The organism is Nocardioides sp. JCM 18999, from assembly GCF_055391175.1.
In genome coordinates this window covers 1168286-1192655 of the sequence record NZ_AP043887.1, presented here as the reverse complement: position 1 = coordinate 1192655, position 24370 = coordinate 1168286, and the positions used below count along the sequence as shown (strand labels likewise).

Annotated in this window: 25 protein-coding genes; 11 read left to right on the top strand and 14 right to left on the bottom strand. The window is 70.0% G+C overall.

The annotated features are described in order from the left end of the window. Window positions 1-4 precede the first annotated feature (4 nt). Genes ACZ5J1_RS05710 through ACZ5J1_RS05700 form a run of 3 tightly spaced genes read left to right on the top strand, consistent with a single transcriptional unit; the run spans window position 5 to window position 3077 of the window. The gene (locus ACZ5J1_RS05710; protein WP_464563354.1) at window positions 5-1153 is read left to right on the top strand and encodes an acyl-CoA dehydrogenase family protein; all 1149 of its coding nucleotides are present in this window, start codon (window positions 5-7) and stop codon (window positions 1151-1153) included. After that, the gene (locus ACZ5J1_RS05705) at window positions 1150-2127 is read left to right on the top strand and encodes an acyl-CoA dehydrogenase family protein (RefSeq protein WP_464563352.1); all 978 of its coding nucleotides are present in this window, start codon (window positions 1150-1152) and stop codon (window positions 2125-2127) included. Before ACZ5J1_RS05710 ends, ACZ5J1_RS05705 begins: the two co-directional genes overlap by 4 nt. Beyond that, window positions 2124-3077 carry an acyl-CoA dehydrogenase family protein gene (locus ACZ5J1_RS05700; protein WP_464563350.1) on the top strand — a complete coding sequence of 318 codons (954 nt, stop codon included), beginning with the start codon at window positions 2124-2126 and terminating at the stop codon, window positions 3075-3077. Before ACZ5J1_RS05705 ends, ACZ5J1_RS05700 begins: the two co-directional genes overlap by 4 nt. A 58-nt stretch (window positions 3078-3135) precedes the next feature. Here ACZ5J1_RS05700 and ACZ5J1_RS05695 read toward each other — a convergent pair whose 3' ends face one another. From ACZ5J1_RS05695 to hsaA, 6 genes are read right to left on the bottom strand one after another with little or no spacing between them, the layout of a single operon-like run. Beyond that, on the bottom strand, window positions 3136-4326 hold the full coding sequence (locus tag ACZ5J1_RS05695; protein ID WP_464563348.1) for a lipid-transfer protein: 1191 nt from the start codon (window positions 4324-4326) through the stop codon (window positions 3136-3138). Beyond that, entirely contained in the window at window positions 4323-4787 is a 465-nt protein-coding gene (locus tag ACZ5J1_RS05690; protein WP_464563346.1) for a Zn-ribbon domain-containing OB-fold protein, read from the bottom strand. The genes ACZ5J1_RS05695 and ACZ5J1_RS05690 overlap by 4 nt, the downstream gene beginning before the upstream one ends. Before the next feature lie 39 nt (window positions 4788-4826). Continuing rightward, entirely contained in the window at window positions 4827-5465 is a 639-nt protein-coding gene (locus ACZ5J1_RS05685; protein ID WP_464563344.1) for a flavin reductase family protein, read from the bottom strand. Window positions 5466-5496: 31 nt separating this feature from the next. Then, window positions 5497-6390 (bottom strand): iron-dependent extradiol dioxygenase HsaC, encoded by an 894-nt coding sequence (hsaC, locus tag ACZ5J1_RS05680; protein WP_464563343.1) that lies wholly within the window; start codon window positions 6388-6390, stop codon window positions 5497-5499. Beyond that, on the bottom strand, window positions 6387-7274 hold the full coding sequence (gene hsaD / locus ACZ5J1_RS05675; protein WP_464563342.1) for a 4,5:9,10-diseco-3-hydroxy-5,9,17-trioxoandrosta-1(10),2-diene-4-oate hydrolase: 888 nt from the start codon (window positions 7272-7274) through the stop codon (window positions 6387-6389). The genes hsaC and hsaD overlap by 4 nt, the downstream gene beginning before the upstream one ends. Window positions 7275-7296: 22 nt before the next feature. Continuing rightward, the gene (gene hsaA / locus ACZ5J1_RS05670) at window positions 7297-8469 is read right to left on the bottom strand and encodes a 3-hydroxy-9,10-secoandrosta-1,3,5(10)-triene-9,17-dione monooxygenase oxygenase subunit (RefSeq protein ID WP_464563340.1); all 1173 of its coding nucleotides are present in this window, start codon (window positions 8467-8469) and stop codon (window positions 7297-7299) included. 75 nt (window positions 8470-8544) lie between these two features. Between hsaA and kstD the strand changes: the two genes are divergently transcribed. Genes kstD through ACZ5J1_RS05655 form a run of 3 tightly spaced genes read left to right on the top strand, consistent with a single transcriptional unit; the run spans window position 8545 to window position 12613 of the window. Beyond that, complete coding sequence (gene kstD, locus ACZ5J1_RS05665; RefSeq protein ID WP_464563338.1) at window positions 8545-10233, top strand: 3-oxosteroid 1-dehydrogenase; 1689 nt, start codon at window positions 8545-8547, stop codon at window positions 10231-10233. Then, window positions 10233-11123: a MaoC/PaaZ C-terminal domain-containing protein gene (locus tag ACZ5J1_RS05660; protein WP_464563336.1), complete on the top strand. Its 891-nt coding sequence runs from the start codon at window positions 10233-10235 to the stop codon at window positions 11121-11123. The genes kstD and ACZ5J1_RS05660 overlap by 1 nt, the downstream gene beginning before the upstream one ends. Continuing rightward, complete coding sequence (locus tag ACZ5J1_RS05655; protein ID WP_464563334.1) at window positions 11123-12613, top strand: FAD-binding protein; 1491 nt, start codon at window positions 11123-11125, stop codon at window positions 12611-12613. Before ACZ5J1_RS05660 ends, ACZ5J1_RS05655 begins: the two co-directional genes overlap by 1 nt. Before the next feature lie 16 nt (window positions 12614-12629). Here ACZ5J1_RS05655 and ACZ5J1_RS05650 read toward each other — a convergent pair whose 3' ends face one another. Further along, window positions 12630-13082: a MarR family winged helix-turn-helix transcriptional regulator gene (locus tag ACZ5J1_RS05650; protein ID WP_464563332.1), complete on the bottom strand. Its 453-nt coding sequence runs from the start codon at window positions 13080-13082 to the stop codon at window positions 12630-12632. 151 nt (window positions 13083-13233) lie between these two features. Here ACZ5J1_RS05650 and ACZ5J1_RS05645 point away from each other — a divergent pair, with 151 nt between their 5' ends. From ACZ5J1_RS05645 to ACZ5J1_RS05635, 3 genes are read left to right on the top strand one after another with little or no spacing between them, the layout of a single operon-like run. Beyond that, window positions 13234-14427 carry an MFS transporter gene (locus ACZ5J1_RS05645; protein WP_464563330.1) on the top strand — a complete coding sequence of 398 codons (1194 nt, stop codon included), beginning with the start codon at window positions 13234-13236 and terminating at the stop codon, window positions 14425-14427. Further along, complete coding sequence (locus ACZ5J1_RS05640; protein ID WP_464563329.1) at window positions 14424-15266, top strand: aldo/keto reductase; 843 nt, start codon at window positions 14424-14426, stop codon at window positions 15264-15266. The genes ACZ5J1_RS05645 and ACZ5J1_RS05640 overlap by 4 nt, the downstream gene beginning before the upstream one ends. Before the next feature lie 54 nt (window positions 15267-15320). Continuing rightward, window positions 15321-17003 (top strand): ABC-F family ATP-binding cassette domain-containing protein, encoded by a 1683-nt coding sequence (locus ACZ5J1_RS05635; protein WP_464563327.1) that lies wholly within the window; start codon window positions 15321-15323, stop codon window positions 17001-17003. On the opposite strand, the gene ACZ5J1_RS05630 is transcribed toward ACZ5J1_RS05635, so the two are convergent. From ACZ5J1_RS05630 to ACZ5J1_RS05620, 3 genes are all read right to left on the bottom strand, one after another. Next, entirely contained in the window at window positions 17000-17890 is an 891-nt protein-coding gene (locus ACZ5J1_RS05630) for a DUF1444 domain-containing protein (protein ID WP_464563325.1), read from the bottom strand. The genes ACZ5J1_RS05635 and ACZ5J1_RS05630 overlap by 4 nt on opposite strands. 77 nt (window positions 17891-17967) lie before the next feature. Beyond that, window positions 17968-19299: a permease prefix domain 1-containing protein gene (locus tag ACZ5J1_RS05625; RefSeq protein ID WP_464563323.1), complete on the bottom strand. Its 1332-nt coding sequence runs from the start codon at window positions 19297-19299 to the stop codon at window positions 17968-17970. Next, window positions 19296-19664, bottom strand: coding sequence for a PadR family transcriptional regulator (locus ACZ5J1_RS05620; RefSeq protein ID WP_464563321.1), 369 nt, complete (start codon window positions 19662-19664; stop codon window positions 19296-19298). Before ACZ5J1_RS05620 ends, ACZ5J1_RS05625 begins: the two co-directional genes overlap by 4 nt. A gap of 235 nt (window positions 19665-19899) precedes the next feature. Here ACZ5J1_RS05620 and ACZ5J1_RS05615 point away from each other — a divergent pair, with 235 nt between their 5' ends. After that, window positions 19900-21141: an HNH endonuclease signature motif containing protein gene (locus tag ACZ5J1_RS05615; protein WP_464563319.1), complete on the top strand. Its 1242-nt coding sequence runs from the start codon at window positions 19900-19902 to the stop codon at window positions 21139-21141. Window positions 21142-21173: 32 nt separating this feature from the next. Further along, window positions 21174-21479 (top strand): hypothetical protein, encoded by a 306-nt coding sequence (locus ACZ5J1_RS05610; RefSeq protein ID WP_464563317.1) that lies wholly within the window; start codon window positions 21174-21176, stop codon window positions 21477-21479. A gap of 34 nt (window positions 21480-21513) precedes the next feature. On the opposite strand, the gene ACZ5J1_RS05605 is transcribed toward ACZ5J1_RS05610, so the two are convergent. From ACZ5J1_RS05605 to ACZ5J1_RS05590, 4 genes are all read right to left on the bottom strand, one after another. After that, window positions 21514-22095, bottom strand: a complete 582-nt coding sequence (locus ACZ5J1_RS05605; RefSeq protein WP_464563315.1) for a hypothetical protein — start codon at window positions 22093-22095, stop codon at window positions 21514-21516. 128 nt (window positions 22096-22223) lie between these two features. Next, window positions 22224-23213 (bottom strand): CU044_5270 family protein, encoded by a 990-nt coding sequence (locus ACZ5J1_RS05600; RefSeq protein ID WP_464563313.1) that lies wholly within the window; start codon window positions 23211-23213, stop codon window positions 22224-22226. Continuing rightward, window positions 23210-23791 carry an RNA polymerase sigma factor gene (locus ACZ5J1_RS05595; RefSeq protein WP_464563311.1) on the bottom strand — a complete coding sequence of 194 codons (582 nt, stop codon included), beginning with the start codon at window positions 23789-23791 and terminating at the stop codon, window positions 23210-23212. The genes ACZ5J1_RS05600 and ACZ5J1_RS05595 overlap by 4 nt, the downstream gene beginning before the upstream one ends. 125 nt (window positions 23792-23916) lie before the next feature. After that, window positions 23917-24312, bottom strand: coding sequence for a hypothetical protein (locus ACZ5J1_RS05590; protein ID WP_464563309.1), 396 nt, complete (start codon window positions 24310-24312; stop codon window positions 23917-23919). Window positions 24313-24370: the final 58 nt, after the last annotated feature.

Below are 24370 nucleotides of genomic sequence, written 5' to 3'. Positions count from 1 at the left end.
CCGAATGAACCTCGATCTCTCCCCCGACGAGCTCGCGTTCCGTGAGGAGGTGCGGGCCTGGCTCGCGGCCAACGTGCCGACCACGCCGCTGCCGTCGATGGACACCGAGGCCGGCTTCAAGGCCCACCAGGAGTGGGAGGCCAAGCTCGCTGCCGAGCGGCTCTCGGTCGTGTCCTGGCCGCGCGAGGTCGGCGGCCGCGAGGCCTCGCTGATCGAGTGGGTGATCTTCGAGGAGGAGTACTACCGCGCCGGCGCGCCCGGCCGGGTCTCGCAGAACGGCATCTTCCTGCTCGCCCCGATCATCTTCGAGCACGGCACCCCCGAGCAGCAGGCCCGCTTCCTGCCGTCGATGGCGACCGGTGAGGTGATCTGGGCCCAGGGCTGGTCCGAGCCCGAGGCCGGCTCCGACCTGGCGTCCCTGCGCTCGACCGCCGTGCGCGACGAGGTCCGCGGCGGCTGGATCCTCAACGGCCAGAAGACCTGGTCCTCACGTGCCACCCACGGGCACTGGGGCTTCGGCCTGTTCCGCTCCGACCCCAGCGCCGAGCGGCACCGCGGTCTGACCTACTTCCTCTACCCGCTCGACGCGCCCGGCCTGACCGTGCGCCCGATCGCTCAGCTCGACGGCGAGGCCGGCTTCGCCGAGCTCTTCTTCGACGACGTCTTCGTGCCCGACTCCGACGTCCTCGGCGCACCCGGCGACGGCTGGCACGTCGCGATGAGCACGGCCGGCAACGAGCGCGGCCTCTCGCTGCGCTCCCCCGGCCGGTTCTGCGCGGCCGCCGATCGGTTGGTCGACCTCTACGCCACCGCACCCGACCCGCGTCTGGGTGACGGCGTCGTGGACGCCTGGATCGGCGCCGAGGCCTACCGGCTCTACACCTGGGGCACCGTCACCCAGCTCGCCGGAGGCGGCGACATCGGGGCCGCCGGGTCGATCAACAAGGTGTTCTGGTCCGAGCTCGACATGGATCTGCACGCCACCGCGCTCGACCTGCTCGGCGCCGCCGGGGAGCTGGAGTCGACCTGGAGCGACGGGTACCTGTTCTCGCTGGCCGGCCCGATCTACGCGGGCACCAACGAAGTCCAACGCAACATCATCTCGGAACGAATCCTGGGCCTGCCCCGCGAGCCGAAGGGGGCCGGACGATGAAGTTCACGTTGACCGAGGAGCAGCTCGCCTTCCGCGAGGCACTCGACGACCTGCTCGGCTCCGCCGACACCCCGGCCGCCGCACGCGCCTGGGCCGAGGGCGACCACGCCGCCGGCCTCGGCATCTGGAAGCAGCTCGCCGACCTCGGCGTGACCGCGCTGCTCGTCCCGGAGGAGTACGACGGCCTCGGCGCCTCCCACGTCGACCTGGTGGTCGCGCACGAAGCGCTGGGCCACCACGGTGTGGTCGGCCCCTGGATCGAGACCGCCGCCCTGTCCGGCCTGCTCGAGGGCGCGGCCGCGACCTCGCTGGCCGAGGGTGCGATCGCGACGCTCGCGCTGGCCCCGATCGCTCCGCTGGCCCTCGACGGCGACATCGCCGCCACGGTCTACGCGAGCACCGAGGACGGGCTGCACGTGGCCAACACCGGGCACGTCCGGACCAGCGTCGACAGCACCCGCCGACTCGTCGAGGTCGACCCGCACGACGGTGCGATCGTCCCCGCCGAGGAGCTCGGCCGGGCCGCAGACGTGGCCGCCCTGGCCTGCGCCGCCCAGCTGCTCGGTGCCGGGGAGCGGGTGCTCGCCGAGGCGGTCTCCTACGCCGGCCAGCGTCAGCAGTTCGGCCGCGCGATCGGTTCCTACCAGGCGGTCAAGCACCAGCTCGCCGACGTCCGGATCGGGCTCGACTTCGCCCGGCCACTGATCCTCGGGGCCGCCCTGGCGCTCGACGGCGACGTCGCGACCGCGAGCCGCAGCGTCAGCGCGGCCAAGGCGTTCACCAACCAAGCGGCCCTGCGCGCGGCGCGCACGGCGCTGCAGGTGCACGGTGCGATCGGCTACACCCGCGAGCTCGACCTGTCGCTCTGGCTGCTCCGGATCCAGGCGTTGCAGAGCGCGTGGGGCACGACCACGCACCACCGCCAGATCGTGCTCGACTCCCTCGTCGCGGCCGCCGAGGAGCGCGAGCGATGAGTTCCCTGGCGACCGGGATGGAGCTCGACGCCGAGCAGGAGGCGTTGGTCAGCACGATCGGTGCCCTGCTCGACAAGCGCGCCGACTCGACCGCGGTCCGCACCGCGATCGCCTCCGAGGCCGGCTTCGACACCGGCCTGTGGGAGACCCTGGTCGAGCAGATCGGCGTCGCCGCCCTGATCGTCCCCGAGGAGTACGACGGCGTCGGGGCCAGCCTCGTCGAGGCGGCGCTCGTGCTCGAGCAGCTCGGCGCGGCCCTGGCGCCGACCCCGCTGCTGTCCACCCTGATCACCACCTCGGCCCTGCTGGCGTCCGGCAACGGCGACGCCTGTGCCGAGCTGCTGCCCGAGATCGCGGCCGGCACGCTGGCTGCCGTCGTCTTCGACGGCGCCGACGATCGCGTCCTCGACGGCGACCGCGCCGAGATCGTGCTGTCCCTGGCCGACGGCGCCCTCACCCGGGTCGATCCCGTCGACGCCACCTGGGTGCCGACGATGGACCAGACGATCCGGTTGGCCCGGCTGGGATCGACGACCGGCACGGCGCTGGCCGGCGATGCCGATGCTGCCGCAGCCGCGGGACGCCGTACCGCCCTGATCGGGATCGCCGCCCTGGCGACCGGCGCCGCGCAGCGCGCCCTGGACCTGACCGTGTCCTACTCCAAGGAGCGGGTGCAGTTCGGTCGCACGATCGGTTCCTACCAGGCGCTCAAGCACCGGATGGCCGACATGCTGGTGCTGGTCGAGACGTCCCGCTCGGCGAGCTGGGCCGCGGCGCGCGGCCTGATGGACGCCGCCGACGCGGCCGCGTACTGCACCGAGTCGCTGAGCACCGTGGCCGGCGAGATGATCCAGCTGCACGGCGGGATCGCGATCACCTGGGAGCACGACGCTCACCTGGTGTTCAAGCGGGCGCACTCCTTGCGTCAGCTCGCCCGCGCCCTGTCCTGACCGACCACGACGAACGAGCCCCGGACGGTGTCCGGGGCTCGTTGCTCGTGCGTGTGGCTCAGCGGGCGAGGATGACCGACGAGCCGTGGCCGAAGAGGCCCTGGTTGGCGGTGATGCCGACCGTGGCGCCCTCGACCTGGCGGTCTCCTGCCTGGCCGCGCAGCTGCCAGGTGAGCTCGCAGACCTGTGCGATCGCCTGGGCCGGGACCGCTTCGCCGAAGCACGCCAGACCGCCGGACGGGTTGACCGGGATCCGGCCGCCGATGGTGGTGTCACCGGCACGCAGCAGCACCTCGGCCTCACCGGGCTTGCACAGACCCAGGTCCTCGATCCAGTCCAGCTCGAGCGCCGTGGAGAGGTCGTAGACCTCGGCGACGTCGACGTCCTCGGGACTGATGCCGGCCTCTTCGTAGGCCGCGTGCGCGATCGACTCCTTGAAGGTCCGCTCGGGGGTGCCGGAGACCGCGGAGCACTCGGTGGAGAGCAACGGCATGTCGATGATCGTGTTGGGGAACGTCGGCGTGACCGTCGAGACCGCCTCGACCCGGACCGGGTCGAGGAGTCCGTGCCGACGCGCGTAGTCCAGGCTGGTCAGCACGACCGCGGCGGCACCGTCGGAGGTGGCGCAGATGTCGAGCAGGTGCAGCGGGTCCGACACCATCGGCGAGGCGAGCACGTCGGCCACGCTGGACTCGGCCCGGAAGCGGGCGTTCGGGTTGTTCAGACCGTGCCGGGCGTTCTTCACCTTCACCGCCGCGAAGTCCTCGCTGGTGGCGCCGTAGAGGTCCATCCGGCGACGGGCGTAGAGCGCGAAGTAGGCCGGGTTCGTCATCCCCAGCAGGCGGAACCGCAGCCAGTCCGGATCGCTCCAACGCTCGCCCGCGTTGGGGGCCAGGAAGCCCTTGGGGGTGGTGTCGGCACCGACGACCAGCGCGACCTCGCACAGCCCGGCGAGGATCCGGGTGCGGGCGGTGTCGATGGCCTGAGCACCCGTCGCACACGCGGCGTACGACGTCGCGATCCGCGCCCCGTTCCAGCCCAACGCCTGGGCGAACGTGGACCCGGCGACGTAGCCGGCGTACCCATTGCGCACGGTCTCACCACCGACGACGAAGTCGACGTCGCGCCACGGGATGCCGGCGTCGGCCAGGGCCGCACGGGCGGCGTGGACGCCGTACTCGATGAAGTTCTTGCCCCACTTGCCCCAGGGGTGCATGCCGACACCGGCGATCGCGATCGCGTTGCTCATGCGGACACTCCTTCGCTCGCCTGGACCGGCTTCCACCGATAGATCGTGCGCTCGCCCGTCTCGTCCACGTTGAGCGTCTCGACGACCACCTCGACCGTGCACCCGACCGTGAGGTCACCGACGCCGAAGCCCTCGGCGACCTGGCCGAGGACGACCAGGCCCTCGGGCAGCTCCACTGCGGCGAGCGCGAACGGCTCGAACGGGTCGCTCTGCGGGATGTACGGCGCCGGCGGCTGGTACTGGGCGTCGGTGTAGGACCAGACGGTGCCGCGACGCGACAGCGGTACGGCGTCGTACTCGGTGCCGTCACACTCCGGGTTGCGGCAGAAGAAGGCCGGAGACCCTGCGTCCGCGGAGACGGGCGGGAAGACGACGTTGCTGCACGACGTGCACCGGGAGGCGAGGAGCCGCGGCTCCGCGTCCGTGGTGAACCAGCCGTCGATGACGGGGGTGGCGGTCATGGGACAGCCTTTCAGTTGAGTCGGGAGGCCTCTCGGGCCTCAGGACAGGGCGCGGTAGGCCGAGCGGTAGAAGACGAGCGGCTCGGCTTCCTCGTGCTCACCGACCGTGAGCGCCTCGACGCGGCCCAGGACGACGTAGTGGTCGCCGGCGTCGTGCACGGCGTGGATGGTGCAGTCGATCCAGCCCAGGCAGCCAGCGAGCTGCGGGTCGCCGAGCTTCGACGTGGTCCACTCGACACCGTCGAACTTGTCCCCGCCGGACTTGGCGAACTGGTTGGACAGTCCCTCCTGACCGGCGGCGAGCAGGTTGATCGTGAAGTGACCGGCACCGCGCATCAGCGGCCAGGCACGCGACGACTTCGCCGGCACGACGAGCACCAGCGGCGGCTCCAGCGAGACCGAGGAGAACGACTGCAAGGTCATCCCGACCAGGCCGTCGACACCGGTGGCGGTCAGGATCGTGACGCCCGAGGCGAACCGTCCCAGCACCGTCCGGAACTCCTTGGCCGCCTCGATCTCCGCCGGGGTCGGCTCGTGCACGCCGTCGCCGAGCGTGGAGAAGTCGAAGTTGCCGAGGAAGTCCGAGATCATCGCCGGCGGCGGCCAGGTGGCCGCAGCGTCGTGCGCCATCCCGTCAGGGATCTCAGCGCCGGGGAACTCGGTGTCGCGGGTGGTCATGCTGCCTGCCGTTCTTGGATCTGATCTGTTCTCAGCCCGAGAACTGGTGGCCCCAGTAGGACACGGCCGTCGATTCGCGTGCCACCCAGCGCTGGTCGTCCACCTGGAGGCCCTCAGTGCCGAACTCGATGTCGAATCCGCCCGGGGACTTCACGTAGAACGACACCATCTCATCATTCATGTGCCGACCGAGGGTGGCCGAGAGCGGCGCGCCGTTCTTGCCGACCCGCTCCAGCGCGCGGCCGACGTCGTCGAGCTTGTCGACCTCGAGCATGATGTGGACGCACTTGCCGGCGCGCGGCATCGGCAGGAACGCGAGCGAGTGGTGGCGCGGGTTGATCCCGAGGAAGCGCAGCCAGATCTTCGAGCCCGCCTCCTTGCCCACGAACTCACCCGGCATCGACATCGAGTCGCGCAGCCGGAAGCCGAGCACCTCGGTGTAGAACCGGAGCGCCTCGACGTCGTCGGTGACCGGGAGGACCACGTGGCCCAGGCCCTGGTCGCCGGTGACGAACGTCGCGCCGTACGGCGTCACGGCCGGCACCCGCTCGTAGGAGATGCCGTGGAAGAGCTCGAAGACGTTGTCGAACGGGTCGGTGAAGCGGATCAGCTCCTGGACGCGACGCTCGGCCAGCTCGGCCGGGGTGCCCTCGGTGAACTCGACCCCTGCCTTGGTGAGGTGCTCACGCGCCTCCTGCAGGGCGACGTGGTCGGCCATCTCCCAGCCGACGCAGCTGAGCTCGTCGGCCTCGCCCGGGGTGATCACCAGGCGCGCCGAGACGGCGTCGATCCGGTAGTACAGGTTGGCCGGGTCGGGCCCGCGTCCACGCATCAGTCCGAGGACCTTCTCGGCGAACTTCTCCCACGCCGCGAGGTCGGTGGAGGAGACCCGGACGTAGCCCATGGACTTGAGCTCGATGGTCATGAACGCTCCTTGTGTCGTGCCAAGAACGCCGTCGTGAGCTCCGCGAACTCCTCGGCGGCCTCGATCTGGGCCCAGTGACCGCACGACGGGAAGACGTGCAATTGTGCCTTGGGGATCGTCTTGAGCCCGACCAGGGCGCCGTCGAGCGGGTTGACCCGGTCCTCACGGCCCCAGGTGAGCAGGGTGTGCTTGCGCAGCGTGTGGGCCTCGCGCCAGAGCATGCCGTCCTCGGCCCACTCCGGGTTGTAGAAGCTCATCCCCATCGAGCGCATCGCCTCGAGCGAACCCTCGGCGGTGGCGTCGGCGAACCGCTCCTCGACCAGCTCGTCGGTGACGAGGGACTGGTTGACCACCATGGTGGAGATGAACGCCCGCAGCGCCTCACGGCTGGGGTTCATCGAGAAGTCCATCAGGCGCTGGACGCCCTCGGTCGGGTCGGCGTGGAACAGGTTGAGCGACAGCCCACCCGGCCCCATCAGGACCAGGCGACCGACCCGGTCGGGGTACTCCAGCGCGAACCGCATCGCCGTACCGCCGCCCAGGCTGTTGCCCAGCAGGTGGATCCGCTCGATGCCGAGCTCGTCGAGCGCCTTGAGGACGTACTCGGCGGAGAACCGGAAGTAGTTCGCCGTCACCGCGGGCTTGTCGGAGGCACCGAAGCCCGGCTGGTCGATCAACAGGGTGCGGAAGGTCGAGGCGAAGTGCGGCAGCGCCCTACCGAAGTTCGACCACGCCGAAGCACCGGGGCCACCACCGTGCAGCATCACCAGCGGCAGTCCGCCACCGACGAGCGACACACCGCCCTCGGGGGCCGCCTCGTAGTAGTTGAGCGTGAGGTCGCCCGCCTTGACTGAGCGGCGGACGTCTTCTTGTGCGTAGGTCATCTGTGCTCCCCTCCCGATCAGCTCAGTACATGCCCGGGTCGACCTTGTGGCCGAACTCCGAGGCACCGAACAGCTGGAGCGCGCGCTCGGGGTCGTTGGCCGCGTGCACCCGACCGGCGTGCGCGTCACGCCAGGCCCGCTGCAGCGGCGTGCCGGTGGCCAGGGCTCGCCCACCGGAGGCCTCGAAGAGGGCGTCGATGGCGTCGATCGAGCGCTGGGTGCCGAGCACCTGGTCACGCCGGACCCGCAGGCGCAGGGAGAGCGGGATCTTCTCGCCACGCGCGACGTGGGCCTGCTCCTCGCGGATGTTGTTGATCAGCAGCGCCCAGGCGGCATCGATCTCGCTGGAGGCACGGGCGATCCGGACCGCGGCGAAGGGGTCGAGCGACGCCTTCTCCCCGATGTAGGAGGCACGGACGCGCTTCTGCTGCATCTCGACGTGCTCGGCGTAGGCGCCGGTCGCCATGCCGATGATCGGCGTGGTGATGGTCGAGGTGAAGAGCGAGTGGAACGGCAGCTTGTACAGGTCGGAGGTGTTGACCGCCTGACCCGGACCGAAGCAGCGGCCGGTGTCGCTCATCGAGAGCGTGAACGCCTCCGGCACGAAGGTCTCGGCCACGACGATGTCGTTGGAGCCGGTGCCGGCCAGGCCGACGACGTTCCAGACGTCGACGATCTCGTACTTGTCCCGCGGGATGAGGAAGGTGCGGAAGTCGACGACCTGCCCCTCCTCGTTGAAGACCAGACCGCCGAGCAGCACCCACTGGGCGTGCGCGCAGCCCGAGGAGAAGCTCCAGCGACCCGAGAGGTTGAAGCCACCCTCGGTCAGGACCGCCTTGCCGGTCGGCGCGTAGGAGGAGGAGACCCGGACGCTGGTGTCGCTCCCCCAGACCGCCTGCTGGGCCTGGTCGTCGAAGAGGGCGATCTGCCAGGGGTGCACACCGAGGACGCTGGAGATCCAGCCGGTGGAGCCGCAGGCGCTCGCGATCGCGCGGACGGCGGTGTAGAAGTCGACCGGGTCGGTCTCCAGACCCTCGTAACGCTTCGGCTGGAGCATCCGGAAGAACCCGGTCTCCTCCAGCTCCTTCACCGAAGCGTCCGGGACAGCACGCAGACGCTCGGTCTCGTCGGCTCGTTCTGCGAAGGTCGGGAGCAGGTCGCGCACGCCCTCAAGCACCTTGCTGGCATCAGTCATGGGTTAAGACTAGAACACGTTCTCGTTTTGAGGGAAGAGGTTGTGGAATAGAACCTGTTCTAGTTTCATGGTCCTATGCAGCGTGAGTATGACGTGATCGTCGTCGGAGCCGGTGGTGCCGGCATGACGGCGGCCCTGGCCGCGAAGGTCCAGCACGGCCTCGACACCGTCCTGATCGAGAAGAGCCCGTACTTCGGCGGCTCGACGTCCCGCTCGGGCGGTGGTGTCTGGATCCCGGGCAACTACGCGCTCAAGTCGGCCAAGCAGGTCGACGCCGGCGACAACGAGGCCGCCAAGCTCTACCTGACGTCGATCGTCGGCGACGCCGTCCCGGCGAACCGCCGCGACACCTACATCGACCGCGGCGCCGAGGTCCTCGACTTCGTGCGCGCGAAGACCCCGGTCCGACTGCAGTGGGTCCCTGACTACGCCGACTACCACCCCGAGGCACCCGGCGGCCGACTCAAGGGACGCTCGGTGGAGCCGTCCCCGACCGACGCCCGCCTGATCGGCGACGAGCTCAAGCGGCTGCACCCGCCGTACACCAAGGCGCCGGCCAACATGGTCGTCAGCCAGGCCGACTTCCGGAAGATGGCGACCGGGTTCCGCACGATCAAGGGCCCGATCACCATGATCCGGGTGGGTCTGCGCAAGATCGTCTCCACGCTGCTGGGCAAGAAGCTCTACGGGATGGGCGCCGCGCTCGCGATCGGCCTGCGCAAGGGCCTGATGGACGCCAACGTTCCCGTGCTCTACGAACACGAGCTGGTCGACCTGATCGTCGAGAACGACCGTGTCGTCGGCGTCCGGGTCACCACCCCCGACGGTCCGGCGGAGCTGCGTGCCCGTCGCGGCGTGATCCTGGGCAGCGGTGGCTTCGAGCACAACCAGGAGCTGCGCGACAAGTGGCAGCCCGCCCCGCAGAACGTGGAGTGGTCGACCGGAGCGGCGAGCAACACTGGTGCGGGGATCCTCGCCGGGATCGCGGCCGGTGCCGACACCGACCTCCTCGACGAGGCCTGGTGGGGCCCGACGATCATGCTTCCGGGCCGCTCGTGGTTCCTGCTCTCGGAGCGCAACCTGCCCGGCTCGTTCTTCGTCAACGCTCTCGGCAAGCGCTTCATGAACGAGGCGCTCCCCTACGTCGAGGCCGTGCACGAGATCCAGAAGAACCAGGCCGCGTTCAACGCCAGCACCGGCGGTGAGCCGACCCCGACCTGGATGGTCTTCGACCAGACCTACCGCAGCCGCTACATCTTCGCTGGCATCCCCGGACAGCAGCCGATCCCCGGCCGCTGGTTCAAGGAGGGCTTCGTGATCAAGGCCGACTCGATCGAGGCGCTGGCCGAGAAGCTCGACCTGCCCGCCGACAACCTCGCCGCCACCGTGAAGCAGTTCAACGGGTACGCCGCGACCGGCAACGACGAGGACTTCCACCGCGGGGACTCCGGCTACGACAAGTACTACGGCGACCCGACGGTGAAGCCGAACGTGACGCTGGCGCCGCTGACCAAGGCGCCGTACTACGCGGTCAAGATCGTCCCCGGCGACCTCGGCACCAAGGGCGGCCTGGTCACCGACGAGGCGGCCCGCGTGCTGCGCGCCGACGGATCGGTGATCCCCGGCCTGTACGCCGCCGGCAACGTCTCCTCGGCCGTGATGGGCCGCACCTACGCCGGCCCCGGCGCGACCATCGGTCCCGCCATGGTCTTCGGCTACCTGGCCGCCGAGAACATCGCCCAGTCCGCGAAGGCCGGTGCCTGATGCCGATCGACGTCGAGAAGGCGCGCGGCGCCCAGCTCCCCGAGCAGCAGCTGTCCTGGTCCTCCTCGGACGTGATGCTCTACCACCTCGGGATCGGAGCCGGCGTCCGCACGGGTGACGCCACCAACACGGCGGCGCTGCGCTACACCAACGACTTCCCCGACGAGTCGAACCTGCAGGTGCTTCCGTCGTTCGGGATCGTGGCACCGATGCTCGGCCAGACCGAGGCGCCCAGCGTCGCGTGGCCGGGGTGCGACATCGACCTGGCCAACATCCTGCACGGCGGCCAGGCGATCCGGGTGCACGGTCCGATCCCCCCGTCGGGCTCGGGCGTGCTGCGCACCACGATCAGCGAGGTGTGGGACAAGGGCAAGGCCGCGGTGATCGTCCAGGAGGCGACCGCGACCGCCGCCGACGGCACCCTGCTGTGGACCGCCGAGTCCTCGATCTTCGTCCGCGGTGAGGGTGGTTGGGGCGGCGACCGTGGGCCCTCGACCGCCGTGGAGCTGCCGGACGGGGCGCCCGACCGCGTCGTCGACTTCGCCACCTCACCGGCCCAGGCCCTGCTGTACCGCCTCTCAGGTGACCGCAACCCGCTGCACTCCGACCCCGGCTTCGCTGCCGGCGCCGGTTTCCCGGCTCCGATCCTGCACGGCCTGTGCTCCTGGGGCATCGTGCTGCGCGAGGTCACCGACGCGCTGCTGTGCGCCGACGCCACCCGCGTGGCCGGCTTCTCGGCCCGCTTCGCCGGCGTGGTCTTCCCCGGCGAGACGATCCGGATCGAGATGTGGGAAGCACCGACCGAGATCCTGGTCCGTGCCACCATCGCCAACGGTGAGCGTGCCGGCTCGCCGGTCCTGGCCGACTGTCGCGTCACGAAGGCGAGCTGATGAGCACCGAGATCCCCGACGTCATTGATGCCGCGTCCGTCGAGTCGTGGAGCGATGAGGTCGACGTCCTGGTGATCGGCTTCGGCATCGCCGGTGGTTCGGCTGCGCTCGAAGCCGCCCGCGCGGGCGCCCGCACCCTGCTGATCGAGCGGGCCGCGACGCCGGGCGGCACCACCTCGATGGCCGGCGGCCACTTCTACCTCGGTGGCGGCACGGCCGTGCAGCAGGCCTGCGGCATCGAGGACTCCGCTGAGGAGATGGAGAAGTACCTCCTCGCGATCGCCGCCGACGGCAGCGCCGACGGAGAGGTCGATCCGGAGACGGCCGCGAAGATCCACGCCTACTGCACCGACTCGGTGGCGCACTTCGACTGGGTCGAGTCGCTCGGCGTGATCTTCGAGCGTTCCTTCTTCCCGGGCAAGGCCGTCATCCAGCCCGGCACCGAGGGCGTCATGTTCACCGGCAACGAGAAGGTGCACCCGTTCCGGGACCTGGCCAAGCCGGCTCCGCGTGGACACAAGGTGCCCAAGCCGGGCGACACCGGCGGCGCGGCGATGGTGATCGACGCGCTCGCGGAGAAGCTGGCCGAGACCTCGGCGGAGATCCGCTACGAGGTCGGCGCCACCAACCTGGTGGTCGAGGGCGACGGCCCCGATCAGCGAGTGGTCGGCGTCGCCTGGCGGCAGTACGACGACCGCGGCTTCATCCGCGCCAAGTCGGTGATCATCGCGGCCGGCGGATTCGTCGGCAACGCCGAGATGGTCGCCGAGCACGTGCCGCTGCTCGGGTCCGGCAAGCTGTTCCCGCTCGCGTCGACGTACGACGACGGGCTGGGCCTGCGGCTCGGGAAGTCCGTCGGCGCGCAGTGGCGCGGGATGGACAAGGGCTTCCAGACGGCCCCGTTCTACCCGCCGTCGATCCTGATGACGGGGATCATCGTCAACAAGCACGGGCGTCGGTTCGCACCGGAGGACTCCTACCACTCGCGGATGTCCGCGTTCGTGCTCGAGCAACCGGAGTCTGCCGCATTTCTTATCGTCGACGCCGAGCACTACGAGGCGCCGTCGATGCCGCTCACTCCCCTGCTCGACGGCTACGAGACCATCGCCGAGATGGCCGAGGGCCTCGGGGTGCCGTTCGACGCGCTCGAGCAGACGCTGACCGACTACAACAAGCACGCGGCAGGAGGCGAGGACCCCGAGTTCCACAAGTACCCCGACTGGATCGCCGCGCAGGACACCGCGCCCTGGGCCGTGCTCGACCTGCGCCTGGGCAAGGCGATGTACGCCGGCTTCACGATGGGCGGCATGCGGGTCGACCTCGAGGGCCGCGTGCAGCGCGAGGACGGCTCGGTGATCGAGGGCCTCTACGCCGGCGGCGCTTGCGCGACGAACATCGCCCAGGACGCCAAGGGCTACTGCTCCGGCATGCAGCTCGGCGAGGGCTCGTACTTCGGACGACGCGCCGGGAAGCACGCCGCCTCGGCCTAGCCCGGCCTGGCTGGGCTTAGCTCGACGTCGGGGCGAGCGACCCGATCGCCCGGACGAGCGGGGCGAGCTCGGGGATCTCCGCTGCCGCCTCGACCGCGTCGCGCAGTGCCGCGTCGTGGGTCGGGCGGGCCGCGGCGAGCAGCTTCTCCCCCGACTTGGTCAGCTCGGTGTAGATCCCGCGACGGTCATCGGCGCACAGGACGCGGGTGAGAAGTCCGCGGTTCTCCAGCCGCGTGACCAAGCGCGTGGTCGCGCTGGCCGACAGCGCCGCGGCACGGGCGAGCTGCTGCATTCGCATGTGCCACCCGTCCTGGCGGTCGAGCGCATCGAGGACGGTGTACTCCACGACGGAGAGCTCGTGCGCCGCCTGCAGCTCGCGCTCCAGGCGGGTCTCGAGGAGGCCGTGCACGGCGGCCAGCGTGCGCCATCCCTGGGCGCGGATCTCGACCGCGTCATCGGCGATACCCATCTCGCCCCTCCTCACTCGGACTCGTCCACATCGTGTTCGTCACACCCAGCATAGCCGACTTGCGCGGATATAACGCGTGTGCAATCGTTTGATTGCGCCTGCAACTACTGCACACGCCTTCTATCCGCTTTCGCATCTAGGGAGTCACGCCATGCCCGCCGCTCTGCTCGCCCTCGCTCTCGGGGGCTTCGGGATCGGCCTCACCGAGTTCGTCATCATGGGCCTCCTGCCCGAGATCGCCGACGACTTCGGAGTCAGTGAGACCTCCGCCGGTTACCTGATCTCCGGATACGCCCTCAGTGTCGCCATCGGGGCGATCCTGCTCACCCTCGCCCTGACCCGGGTCCCCCGCAAGACCGCCCTGCTCGGCCTGATGGTGCTCTTCATCGCGGGCAACCTGATCAGCGCCCTCGCGCCGTCGTACGCGATGTTGCTGACCGGTCGGATCGTCGCGGCCCTGTGCCACGGCGCCTTCTTCGGCATCGGCGCGGTCGTCGCCGCCGGCCTCGTCCCGCGTGAACGCCGCGCCCAGGCGATCGCCCTCATGTTCGGCGGGCTCACGGCGGCCAACGTGCTCGGCGTCCCGCTCGGCACCCTGCTGGGCCAGGCCGCCGGATGGCGTTCCACGTTCTGGGCGATCACCGTGATCGGTGTCATCGCCTTCGTCGGGATCACCCTGCTCGTTCCGGCGCACACCGGTCGTGACGAGGTGCCGACTCGGATCCGGCACGAGGTCGCCGCGTTCCGTGAGCCTCAGGTCTGGTTCTCGATCGCCGTGACGATCCTCGGCTACGGCGGCATGTTCGGCGCCTTCACCTACATCGCCTACACCCTCACCGAGATCGGCGGGTTCGCCGACGGGGCCGTGCCGTGGCTGCTCGTCGTCTTCGGGCTCGGCCTCTTCGGCGGCAACCTGCTCGGCGGCCGATGGGCCGACCGGAACCTGCTCCGCACGCTCAGCCTCGTGCTGGCGGCACTGGCCCTCGTCCTGGTCGTCTTCGCGCTGGTCGCGGGCAACCAGGTGCTGACCGTCATCTCGCTGCTGCTGATGGGCTTCTTCGGATTCGCCACCGTGCCCGCCCTGCAGATGCGCGTGATGGCTCACGCCGAGCAGGCGCCCACGCTTGCCTCGGGCGCCAACATCGCTGCCTTCAACCTCGGCAACGCCTTCGGCGCCTGGCTCGGCGGCCTGACCCTCGCCGCCGGACTCGGCTACACCTCCCCGCTCTGGGCCGGAGCCGCGGTCACCCTGGCCGGACTCGTCGTCCTGCTGATCGCCGCTCGCTCCCGCGGCGGCGAGCTCGCCCACCCCCACCTCCCCCAACCGATCAAGGAGTTCGCATGACCATCCCCGCCATCCCCACCGTCACTCTCAACAACGGCGTCGAGATCCCCCAGCTCGGCCTCGGCGTCTTCCAGGTCCCTGACGCCGAGACCGAAGCAGCGGTCACGGAGGCCCTCGCGGCCGGCTACCGCAGCATCGACACCGCCGCCATCTACGGCAACGAGGTCGGCGTCGGTGCAGCCCTCGCGGCGTCGGGCCTCACCCGCCAGGAGCTCTTCGTCACCACCAAGCTGTGGAACACCGACCACGGCCGCGACAGCACGGGGCCGGCGTACGAGACGAGCCTGGACCGACTCGGCCTCGAGTACGTCGACCTCTTCCTGATCCACTGGCCCGCGCCCGCGGCCGGGCGGTTCGTCGAGACCTGGGAGGCGATGGAAGCGCTGTACGCCGCTGGCCGGGTTCGCGCGATCGGCGTCTCGAACTTCCTGCCGGAGCACCTCCAGCCGATCCTCGACCTCGGCGGCACCGTGCCGGCGGTGAACCAGCTGGAGATCCACCCGCGGCTGCACCAGGCCGAGGTGACCGCGTTCGGCGAGGCCCACGGGATCGCCAGCCAGGCGTGGAGCCCGCTCGCCCAAGGCGCGATGCTGGCCGACCCGACGATCACCGCGATCGCCGACAGGCTGGGGCGCACGCCGGCTCAGGTGATCCTGCGCTGGCACCTCCAGCAGGGCCGGATCGTGATCCCCAAGTCGGTGACGCCCGCCCGGATCCAGGCGAACCTGGACGTCGTCGGGTTCGACCTCAGCGACGAGGAGCTGGCCCGGATCGATGCCCTCGCACCGCGCGACGGGAGCGGTCGGATCGGCCCGGACCCGCGCCAGTTCAACGGCTGATCGCCCGAGCAATCCGGATGCGTGCCCTTCCCCGATGACGGAGAATCCTCCGTTGTGGGACATGTGCACGTCGCTGGCGTGAGGTACGAGCTGCCGGACGGGCGGGTGCTGCTCGACGACGTCAGCTTCCGGGTCGGCGAGGGCCAGAAGGTCGCGCTCGTCGGCGCCAACGGTGCCGGCAAGACCACGCTCCTGCGGATCGTGACCGGCGACCTGGCTCCCCACGGCGGGTCGGTCACCCACTCCGGCGGGCTCGGCGTGATGCGCCAGTTCGTCGGCCACGGCAGTGGCGACGAGACCGTCCACGACCTGTTGCTCTCGGTCGCTCCGCAGCCGGTCCGTGCGGCCGCGGAAGCCGTCGATGCCGCCGAGCTGGCGCTGATGGACGTCGACGACGAACGCACCCAGATGGCCTACGCCACGGCGTTGGCCGAATACGCCGACGCCGGGGGCTACCTGACCGAGGTGGTCTGGGACGTGTGCACCATCGCATCCATGGCACTGCCCTTCGACCGTGCGCGGCACCGGCTGCTGTCGACCCTCTCCGGCGGCGAGCAGAAGCGGCTGGTGCTCGAGTACCTCCTGCGCGGCCCGGACGAGGTGCTGCTGCTCGACGAGCCCGACAACTACCTCGACGTGCCCGGCAAGATCTGGCTCGAGGAGCGGATCCGTGAGTCGGCCAAGACGATCCTGTTCATCAGCCACGACCGCGAGCTGCTCAACAACACCGCCACCCGCATCGTCACGGTCGAGCTCGGCAGCGCCGGCAACCTCGTCTGGACCCACCCGGGCGGCTTCGCGAGCTATCACGAGGCGCGCACCGACCGCTTCGAGCGCGTCGAGGAGATGCGCCGCCGTTGGGACGAGGAGCACGCCAAGATCAAGGCGCTGGTGCTCCGACTCAAGATCAAGTCCGAGTACAACGACGGCATGTCCTCGCAGTACCGAGCCGCCCAGACGCGGTTGAGGAAGTTCGAGGAGGCCGGTCCGCCGATCGAGCAGCCGCGCGAGCAGCAGGTGACGATGCGCCTGGCGGGCGGACGCACCGGCAAGCGCGCCGTCGTCGCCACCGACCTCGAGCTGACCGGGCTGATGAAGCCGTTCGACCTCGAGGTCTGGTACGGCGAGCGGGTGGCAGTGCTCGGCTCCAACGGGTCGGGCAAGTCTCACTTCCTGCGGCTCCTCGCGGCCGGAGGCAGCGATCCCGACGTCGAGCACCGTCCCGTCGGCGAGCCGCCGGCACCGGTCGCCCACACCGGCGCGGTCAAGCTCGGCGCCCGGGTGCGGCCCGGGTGGTTCGTGCAGACCCACGCCCACCCCGAGCTCGTCGGCCGCACGCTGCTCGAGATCCTGCACCGCGGAGACGACCACAGGGACGGAATGGGCCGCGAGGCGGCGAGCCGGGTGCTGGATCGCTACGAGCTCGCACACGCCGGGGAGCAGACGTTCGAGTCACTCAGCGGCGGCCAGCAGGCCCGGTTCCAGATCCTGCTGCTCGAGCTGTCGGGTGCGACCCTGCTGCTCCTCGACGAGCCGACCGACAACCTCGACGTGCAGTCGGCCGAGGCTCTGGAGGCGGGTTTGGAGGCGTTCGAGGGCACCGTGCTCGCGGTGACTCACGACCGGTGGTTCGCCCGAGGCTTCGACCGATTCCTGGTCTACGGAGCCGACGGGGAGGTCTACGAGTCGGACGGTCCGGTGTGGACCGAACGTCGGGTGAGTCGGGCACGCGACTAGGACGCCTCGCCGAGTCGTCCAGGGAGGAGCGCGCCGAGCAGGCTCGACAGGGCGTCGTTGTTGATGTCCACGCCGTGCTGGTCCGGGCGGACCAGGCACGACGCCGTCATGTCGGGCGTGACGAGGAAGACGTCGGGGCTGATCGGGTACGGCTCCTGGGCGTAGGTCTGCAGGGCGAGCCAGGCCATCCTGACCGCGGCACTCACCGCGTCCTCGTCGACCGGCACGTGCACCCAGAGCTCGAACTTCGTCGGCACGCAGACGAGCACGCCGTGTGCCGGGAAGTCGATCCGCATCCTCCGCAGCAGGTCCGGAAGCACCACGATCCGCGCCGCACCGTAGGCATCAGGGGCATCGAGGAACTCGACCCACGTGTTGCGTGCCCGCGGATCGACACGGCGACGGGTGTGGCGTGGACGTGGGAGGTCGATCATGTTGCGCAGCGCGGCGTCGTAGGCCTGATCGCGCTCGCCGACCAGGTCGAGCTGGCCGAACTCCCGGCTGCAACCGTCGCCCTTGGCGGCCAGGACCGCGACGAGTCCGGGCAGCGGGTGGAGGGCCTCGTAACGGAGCATCTCGTCAGCCCGCGCCTGCGGCCACAGCTTCACCCGCAGGTCCTCGACGGCAGGCGGCTCGTCGGGTCGGGCGGCGCACAGCGCGGTGAGCTGTTCACGGACCGCCTGCGCACGCCTTCCGCGCGGCATGCTGCTGATCGTCCGGGCGAGGTTGTCGAGGCCCACGGTCAGTCCGTCGTCGGTCTTCAGGGCGACGCCGTCCAGCACGGTCGAGCCACGGCCGAGGCAGGCAAGCACGCGTTGCGCCTCCTCGACCAGCCATCGGGTGTCGGAGGCGGAGAGTCCAGGTAGTCGTTCCTCGTCAGGTGTCATGCCTTCGATGGAAACAGGATTCTTCGAGCGCCGCTGGCGTCATCCACAGGCCTCGGTCAGCGGCCGCGGACCAGCTCTCAGGCCCACTCGAAGAGCGGACCCCAGCAGACCACGATCACGCCCGCCCAGGCGGCGTACACGGGGAGGTAGGCGGCCTGCCACGCCTCCAGCTCGGCGAAGGGTCGTTGGCGGCGGACGAACCCGATGCCGAGCCACGCCGACCCGACGAGGTTGATCAGCAGGACGAGGTTGAGCCCGAGCGCCGCCGAGCGGTTGGGGGTGAGACCGAGGTCGGTGATCCGCGCCACCATCGCCATCATCACGACCAGGTCGACCACGATCGCGGTCACCACGAGGACGACCTGCAGCCAGTCGGCGAGACCGACCGGGGTCTCGGGTGGCCGGGCGGAGACGGCGTACAGCCACAGGGCGAGGACCAGGACGAGGATCACCGTCATCAGAATGAGCAGGTCGCGGTCGACGCCGATCAGGTCGGCGCTGGTGGCGAACGCGATCAGAAGCGAGCCGAGCAGCAGGATCGTCAGCGGCGAGAAGACCCGCGCCAGAACGGGCGCGATGTTCTCGATCACGTTCTGCTTCGACTCCACCAGCCAGGCCGCGACCAGGACCGCTCCGGCGGCGCCGCACGGCAGCACCCACTCGAAGAGGAACGTCGTGACATCGATGCCCGCGGCATCGAACGTGCCGGCAGCCAGGGCGAGCAGCAGCCCACCTCCGGCGGCGATCAGGAAGTAGTAGACCGCCCACTCACCGGTGAACCGGATGAAGTCCATCCGGCGCCGCGCGGAGCGCCACTCACCCCCGACGTACGTCACGCCCATCAGGAGCCAGAGCAGGACCGGGGTGTGGATGATGACGAGGTCGAGGGTGTCGCTCTCGAACTCCGGGAACGGGTAGACGAGCAGGAGCACCAGGACCGCGACGTACCCCGTGGTGAGCACGGCCAGGGTGCGTCCCGCGAGGTCACGGCGCCAGACGAAGTACGCCGCCAGCCAGGGCAGCACCAGGGCCGAGGCTGTCCGCGCGATGACGCCCTCGTCCATCCACGCCAGCCCGGCGCGCAACGTCAGCGCCGCACCGATCCCGAGCAGGATCGCGACCCACAGGCTCCGGTCGGGCGCGCCACCGCGGGAGGGGTCGTCGGAGCTGAGGACGAGCTGCTTCCAGAGCCGCTCGGAGTGCTCGCGGGCGAACTCACGGGAGAGGTCGTCGACGCTGCCCATCCGCTTGACCGCGATCAGGAACGCCTCGTCGTCGGCCAGACCGGCGGCGACGAGGTCGTCGACCTGGCCGCGGAGGTGTTCCTCGAGCTCGGCGACGTCGTCGCTCGTGATGGTCGCGCGGCGCTGGACATAGCCGCGCCACTGCTCGATCTGCTGCTCGCTCATGCGATCACCGCCTGGGTGAGTGGCACGGATGGGACCGACTGCTGCCAGATCCGGTCGAGCGCCGAGCTCACGACCGCCCACTGACTCTGGCGTTCCTCGAGAGCCTGGCGCCCCGCGTCGGTGAGGGCGTAGTGCTTGCGCCGTCGTCCCTCCGCCGAGACCTGCCAGGAGGCCTGCACCTGGCCGAGGCGCTCGAGCCGGTGCAACAGCGGATAGAGCATCCCGTCGGTCCACTCCAGCTCGCCGGCGGAGAACTCCCGGATGCGCTTGAGGATCGCGTACCCGTAGGAGGAACCCTCCTCGGCGAGGATGCCGAGCACGAGTGGTGTGGCCGAGGCGGCCACCAGGTCCTTGTCGATCCGCATCACGTCTCCTATGCCTAGAACTGCAAGGTAACTCATGCCTAGCAGTTCTAGGTAACGAAACATTCTCCACCGCGCTCGAAGAATCCCTTGACCCGAACGTCAGTTCGAGGGACAATGGAGGCTCCAGGACGACGACCCCGGATGGCCGCAAGGCCGTACGTCGACGTGTCGCGATGCCTGGAGGTGCCTGATGAGCGTGGTCTCGTCCCCACCCCTGCACCCGAGTGTCGCCGCTGTGGCTCGCGCCCGCGAGGCGCTGTCAGAGGCCGGCGAACGCGATCCGATCTACCTCTCCCCCGCTGAGCACGGCGCACTGCTGCGCGAGCTGGTCGCGCTGAACTCGCAGGTGGCCGAGCTCCAAGCCCGCGTCACGATCGCCGCCGGCCCGGCCGGGGTGGATGACGACTCCGGTGCGCACGACGTCACCGCCTGGATCGCTGGCGGACTCGGCGTCGGGCACTCGCAAGCCCGAGCAGCGACCCGCTTCGCCGAACGTCTCGACCGGTCAGCGTCGGTGGCCGAAGCGATGCGCGAGGGCACCATCACCGTGCCGCAGGCCGACGTCGTCACCCGCGCCCTCGACGCGCTGCCGACCGACCTGGATCCCACCATCGTCCTGCAGGCCGAGCTGCAGCTGGTCGACCTCGCCTCCGCCCACGACGCGCGCGAGCTGCGGGTCCTCGGACGCCGGATCCTCGAGGTCGTCGCCCCTGAGATCGCCGAAGCCCTCGAGGCTCGTGCCCTTCAGGACGAAGAACGAACTGCCTGGGAGAAGACCCGACTCACCGCACGACGCCGCGGCGACGGGACCTCGTCGGCAACCGTCGTTGCGCCCGACCTGACCATCACCCGGCTGCTGAACTACCTGCACGCCTTCACCAACCCGCGGAAGCATCACGACGGGGCCGACGGGGCCGACGGGGCCGACCCGAACGACGACGACGTCTGGCGGAAGCTGTCTTACCCCCGCAAGCTCGGTCAGGCGTTCTGCCAGCTGATGGAACGGATCGACCCCAAGACGCTGCCCGACCACGGCTCCACCAGCACCGAGCTGATCGTCACGATGACGCTGGAGAGCCTCCGCACCGAGCTCGCGACCGCCACCGTCCTCGGCCCCGAAGGCGCGAGCCTGATCAGCGCTTCGGAGGCCCGAAGGCTCGCCTGCAACGCCGGGATCATCCCCGCCGTCCTCGGCTCCAAGGGCGAGGTCCTCGACCTCGGCCGCTCCGCCCGCCTCGGCAGCCGGGCACAGAAGCGAGCGCTGATGGTCGCCCACGCGACCTGCCAGGGCGAGCACTGCGACACCCCCGCCGCCTGGTGCGAGATGCACCACCTCAAACCCTGGGAATCAGGCGGCAAGACCGACCTCAAGGACATGGCCCTGGTCTGCAACCACGACCACCAGCGGCTCCACGACGCCCGATACACCCACGAGCTCCTCCCCCACGGGAAGATCCGGTTCACCCGAAGATGCTGACGGCTCCACGCTGGGACGGGTTGGATGAAGCCGTGGAACATGAGGAGTGGGACGTCGGCCGCAGGGTCCGCATCATGTGGGACGGCCCCGGCATGCCGCTGTGGGACGACGTGAATGGTCGAATGCCGGAAGAGATCGAGTTTTTGGCGGGGTTCCTCCTGCTGAGCCAGAACCTGATCGACGACCTGAGGTCGTGGGGCGAGGCCGAACCAGGGCTGGCCGGTTTCGACATCGAGGATTGGGACAGCCGTGCCCTCATTCTTCGAGACCGACTGCAGGGCGAGCTCGGGCCTGACTTCACCGTTGCCTACCACCCAATGACGTGGTCGAGCGAGTAGGAGGAGGGCGGGCCGGTGGCTTGTCGCTTACCGGTCAGTCGCGAACGGGCAACCACGCTTGCGCGCCCGTGTCCCAGGCGTCGAGCAGCTCCCAGCGCAGCGACAGCTCACTCCCCGGCACCTCGGCGGGAACGTCGAGGTGCATCACGAACCGCTGCTCGTCGCCGGGCGCGAGCTGACCGACGTCATCACAGGGAAGACGCCACTTCGCATCGACCAAGGGCTCCTCGTTGAGGTCCGGGTCAGCCGTCAGCTCCTGGAAGTAGCCAGGACACGGGGTGAGATCCATCGACCGGTCGCCGACGTTGCGCACCGTGACGACGTACTCAAGGACCTTCCCCGGCGTGATCGTGGCGGGCACGTCCAGCGTCGTCGCGACGCCCATCCAGCGAGCAGGCGGGTCGACGTAGCCCTCGGGATTGGTGGCCGGCGGCGGCACCCACTCCTCGTAGTCGGCCCTCACACTCCAAGGCACCGCGCCACTGGTGTCCACAACATCCACCACTGAGGGCGCCGGTGTCGCCGACTGCGCCTCAGGCTGGCCGCACCCACTGAGGAGGCTGAAGGCCGCGCCGAGGAGGATGGCTCCCACCCCCTGGCCCACGCTGAGTCTCATCCGCTACTCCTCGAGATGCACGAGCTCGCCTGGGGCTCCGATGACTGGGTCGGAGGCATTCTTGGCGAGAACCGGCCACGCTCACCGCTCTTTCAGAGAAACGGGCGCTGGCACCAGGTGGCCGTCAGTCAGGAGACGGCGCTGTCCATCGCCGCCAACGGAGCTGCCCCGGCACGGTCAGCAACGCCACGCTCGAGGACAGCGGTAGCACCGAACAGAGTCCGGTTCCCGTGACCGTCGAGTTGGTACCAGCGGATGCCCAGCAGCTCGTGCGTCGTTCGGTCGAAGACCCACGTCGTCGCGAGGTGGTACGCCGTGTCGGTGCGGCTCACGCCGATGCCCGGCCGACCGATGGCATCGGTTGCTTCCGCGGTGAGCTCGACACCCGGGATGCGGGTGGCGGCCTCGAAGAGGGCCGAGGCCGTACGAGGCGGGACGAGGTTCTCCCCGATCAGCGCCCCGACGACGTCGAACAACGCTTGCTCCGGCTCCTGCCGGTCGGCCACCACCGCCTCCCTCATGAGCACGTCGAGGAGTTCCTCGGGATCGGCCGGCAGGCTCGAGAGCCAGGCGTACGTCGGGCGGAAGGCGCCCGCCGGCGTCGGGGTGCCGCCGCCCAAGGGCCAGTCCTGACCGAACTCACGGATCACGCTGCCGTCATCGGTGACTGCGTCCGAGCGCTGGCCGAGCCAGATCTCTCGCTCGTGCACGCTGCCGAGCGTGACGCCCTCACCGAACCGCCCCTCGTTGGTGATGACCTGGCTACGTACGTAGGCGAACTGATCGGGCCGCACCCTCACGGCCGGCGTCTCCAGGGCAACGGTCGAGGCGGCGCGCAGGACCTGGACGGCACCGGGCGTGGCGGCGACGGGGTGGCTGGCGACCGGCACCGCCGGCCGCTCGCCGATGCCGATCGCGACCAGGGCGACCACCGCGGCTGCGCACGCCGTGAGCAGCGCGGTCGCCCCGATGGTGGCTTGTCGGCGCCGCCGTACGTCGTCGTGCTCGATGCGCTGGAGGATCCGGTCCTCGAGGAGCGTCTTGTGCCGTTCGGACAGCTCGATCGGTCTCGGAGCCGGCGCGAGACGGGCCAGGTCGTGGATGTCGGTGTCGTTCACTGGTGGACCTCGCAGGCTCGATCTTCGGGGGATGGCGCGTCGACGATCTCGCGTAGACGGCGACGCGCTCGGGACAGACGGGAGCGGACCGTGCCGACAGGTACGTCGAGCTCGCGAGCGGCCTCGACGTAGCTCAGGCCCGACCAGACGCACAGGCCGAGGACCTCGGCGTCCGCGCGGCTCAGACCGGCGATCGCCTCGGCCGCACGGGCCAGGGTGCGGGCATCGTCGAGCCGGCTGGCCGCCTCGTCGGCGAAGTCGTCGACCACGTCCGGTTGCGGGCGCGAGAGGAACGCCAGACGTCGTCGAACGCTCCGGCGGGAGTTGAGTGCCTGCCGTGCTGCGATGCCGAGCAGCCACGGACGCAGCGGCCTGTCGTCGTCACTGAGCTGAGCCCGCGAACGCCACGCCACCAGGAACGTCTCGGACACGACGTCTTCCGCGCTCGCCCAGTCGCCCGTCAGCCGGTGGGCCAGGGTGAAGACCGTGTCGACGTTGTCGGCGTACATCGCCGCGAACGCGCCCCGGTCTCCACTGCGCAGCTGCCGTCGCACGGCGCGCATGTCGGGAGTGGTCACACCATGTACTGTCCACGACCCCTGCCGGGTTCCACGAAGGGAAGGAACACGATCACCGGAGATCCACGTTGGCTCCCCCGGCCGCCATGACCGGCTGTCGCGCTGCGGCATGCGGTGCGGACCAGTCAGGCGAACGCGTCTCCCCATTCGACGTCTCCGTGGGCGAACACGACCGACCCGCCGTCGCCTTCCCAGAGGTCGATCCAGGTCGGGGAGCCGTGCCCCTTCACGAATCTCGGCCGTATCAGCCCCAGCTCAACCGACGTAGCCGCGTCGATCCACCGTGCCGCACAGCCGGCCCACCCACCGCAGCCACAGCCTTCGAACGCCACCGTCGCGCCGTCAGCGACCAACTCCTGGGCCTGCTTCGGGGTGACCCCACGGATGCGGGCGAGGAGGTTGCCCGAGAGGTCGAAGAAGTCACCGTGGTCGTTGAACGTGCCCGGGCGGACGACTCGCTCCTGCTGCGGCTCGGCCATGGCCTCCGCCGCGATCTCCGCGAATGTCTTGGCACGCTTCACAGCTTCATGATGACGTCGAACACCCCTCCGGGCGAGCGAGTTCCGTGACGCGACCTAC

Excerpts from the sequence above, each read along its gene's own strand:
- ACZ5J1_RS05705 (WP_464563352.1), top strand. The coding sequence starts at position 1,150 with ATGAAGTTCACGTTGACCGAGGAGCAGCTCGCCTTCCGCGAGGCACTC.
- ACZ5J1_RS05655 (WP_464563334.1), top strand. The coding sequence starts at position 11,123 with ATGAGCACCGAGATCCCCGACGTCATTGATGCCGCGTCCGTCGAGTCG.
- ACZ5J1_RS05630 (WP_464563325.1), bottom strand. The coding sequence starts at position 17,890 with ATGACACCTGACGAGGAACGACTACCTGGACTCTCCGCCTCCGACACC.
- ACZ5J1_RS05690 (WP_464563346.1), bottom strand. The coding sequence starts at position 4,787 with ATGACCGCCACCCCCGTCATCGACGGCTGGTTCACCACGGACGCGGAG.
- ACZ5J1_RS05605 (WP_464563315.1), bottom strand. The coding sequence starts at position 22,095 with ATGAGACTCAGCGTGGGCCAGGGGGTGGGAGCCATCCTCCTCGGCGCG.
- ACZ5J1_RS05710 (WP_464563354.1), top strand. The coding sequence starts at position 5 with ATGAACCTCGATCTCTCCCCCGACGAGCTCGCGTTCCGTGAGGAGGTG.
- hsaA (WP_464563340.1), bottom strand. The coding sequence starts at position 8,469 with ATGACTGATGCCAGCAAGGTGCTTGAGGGCGTGCGCGACCTGCTCCCG.
- ACZ5J1_RS05650 (WP_464563332.1), bottom strand. The coding sequence starts at position 13,082 with ATGGGTATCGCCGATGACGCGGTCGAGATCCGCGCCCAGGGATGGCGC.
- kstD (WP_464563338.1), top strand. The coding sequence starts at position 8,545 with ATGCAGCGTGAGTATGACGTGATCGTCGTCGGAGCCGGTGGTGCCGGC.
- ACZ5J1_RS05645 (WP_464563330.1), top strand. The coding sequence starts at position 13,234 with ATGCCCGCCGCTCTGCTCGCCCTCGCTCTCGGGGGCTTCGGGATCGGC.
- ACZ5J1_RS05625 (WP_464563323.1), bottom strand. The coding sequence starts at position 19,299 with ATGAGCGAGCAGCAGATCGAGCAGTGGCGCGGCTATGTCCAGCGCCGC.
- ACZ5J1_RS05695 (WP_464563348.1), bottom strand. The coding sequence starts at position 4,326 with ATGAGCAACGCGATCGCGATCGCCGGTGTCGGCATGCACCCCTGGGGC.
- ACZ5J1_RS05685 (WP_464563344.1), bottom strand. The coding sequence starts at position 5,465 with ATGACCACCCGCGACACCGAGTTCCCCGGCGCTGAGATCCCTGACGGG.
- ACZ5J1_RS05700 (WP_464563350.1), top strand. The coding sequence starts at position 2,124 with ATGAGTTCCCTGGCGACCGGGATGGAGCTCGACGCCGAGCAGGAGGCG.
- hsaD (WP_464563342.1), bottom strand. The coding sequence starts at position 7,274 with ATGACCTACGCACAAGAAGACGTCCGCCGCTCAGTCAAGGCGGGCGAC.
- ACZ5J1_RS05640 (WP_464563329.1), top strand. The coding sequence starts at position 14,424 with ATGACCATCCCCGCCATCCCCACCGTCACTCTCAACAACGGCGTCGAG.
- ACZ5J1_RS05620 (WP_464563321.1), bottom strand. The coding sequence starts at position 19,664 with ATGCGGATCGACAAGGACCTGGTGGCCGCCTCGGCCACACCACTCGTG.
- ACZ5J1_RS05660 (WP_464563336.1), top strand. The coding sequence starts at position 10,233 with ATGCCGATCGACGTCGAGAAGGCGCGCGGCGCCCAGCTCCCCGAGCAG.
- hsaC (WP_464563343.1), bottom strand. The coding sequence starts at position 6,390 with ATGACCATCGAGCTCAAGTCCATGGGCTACGTCCGGGTCTCCTCCACC.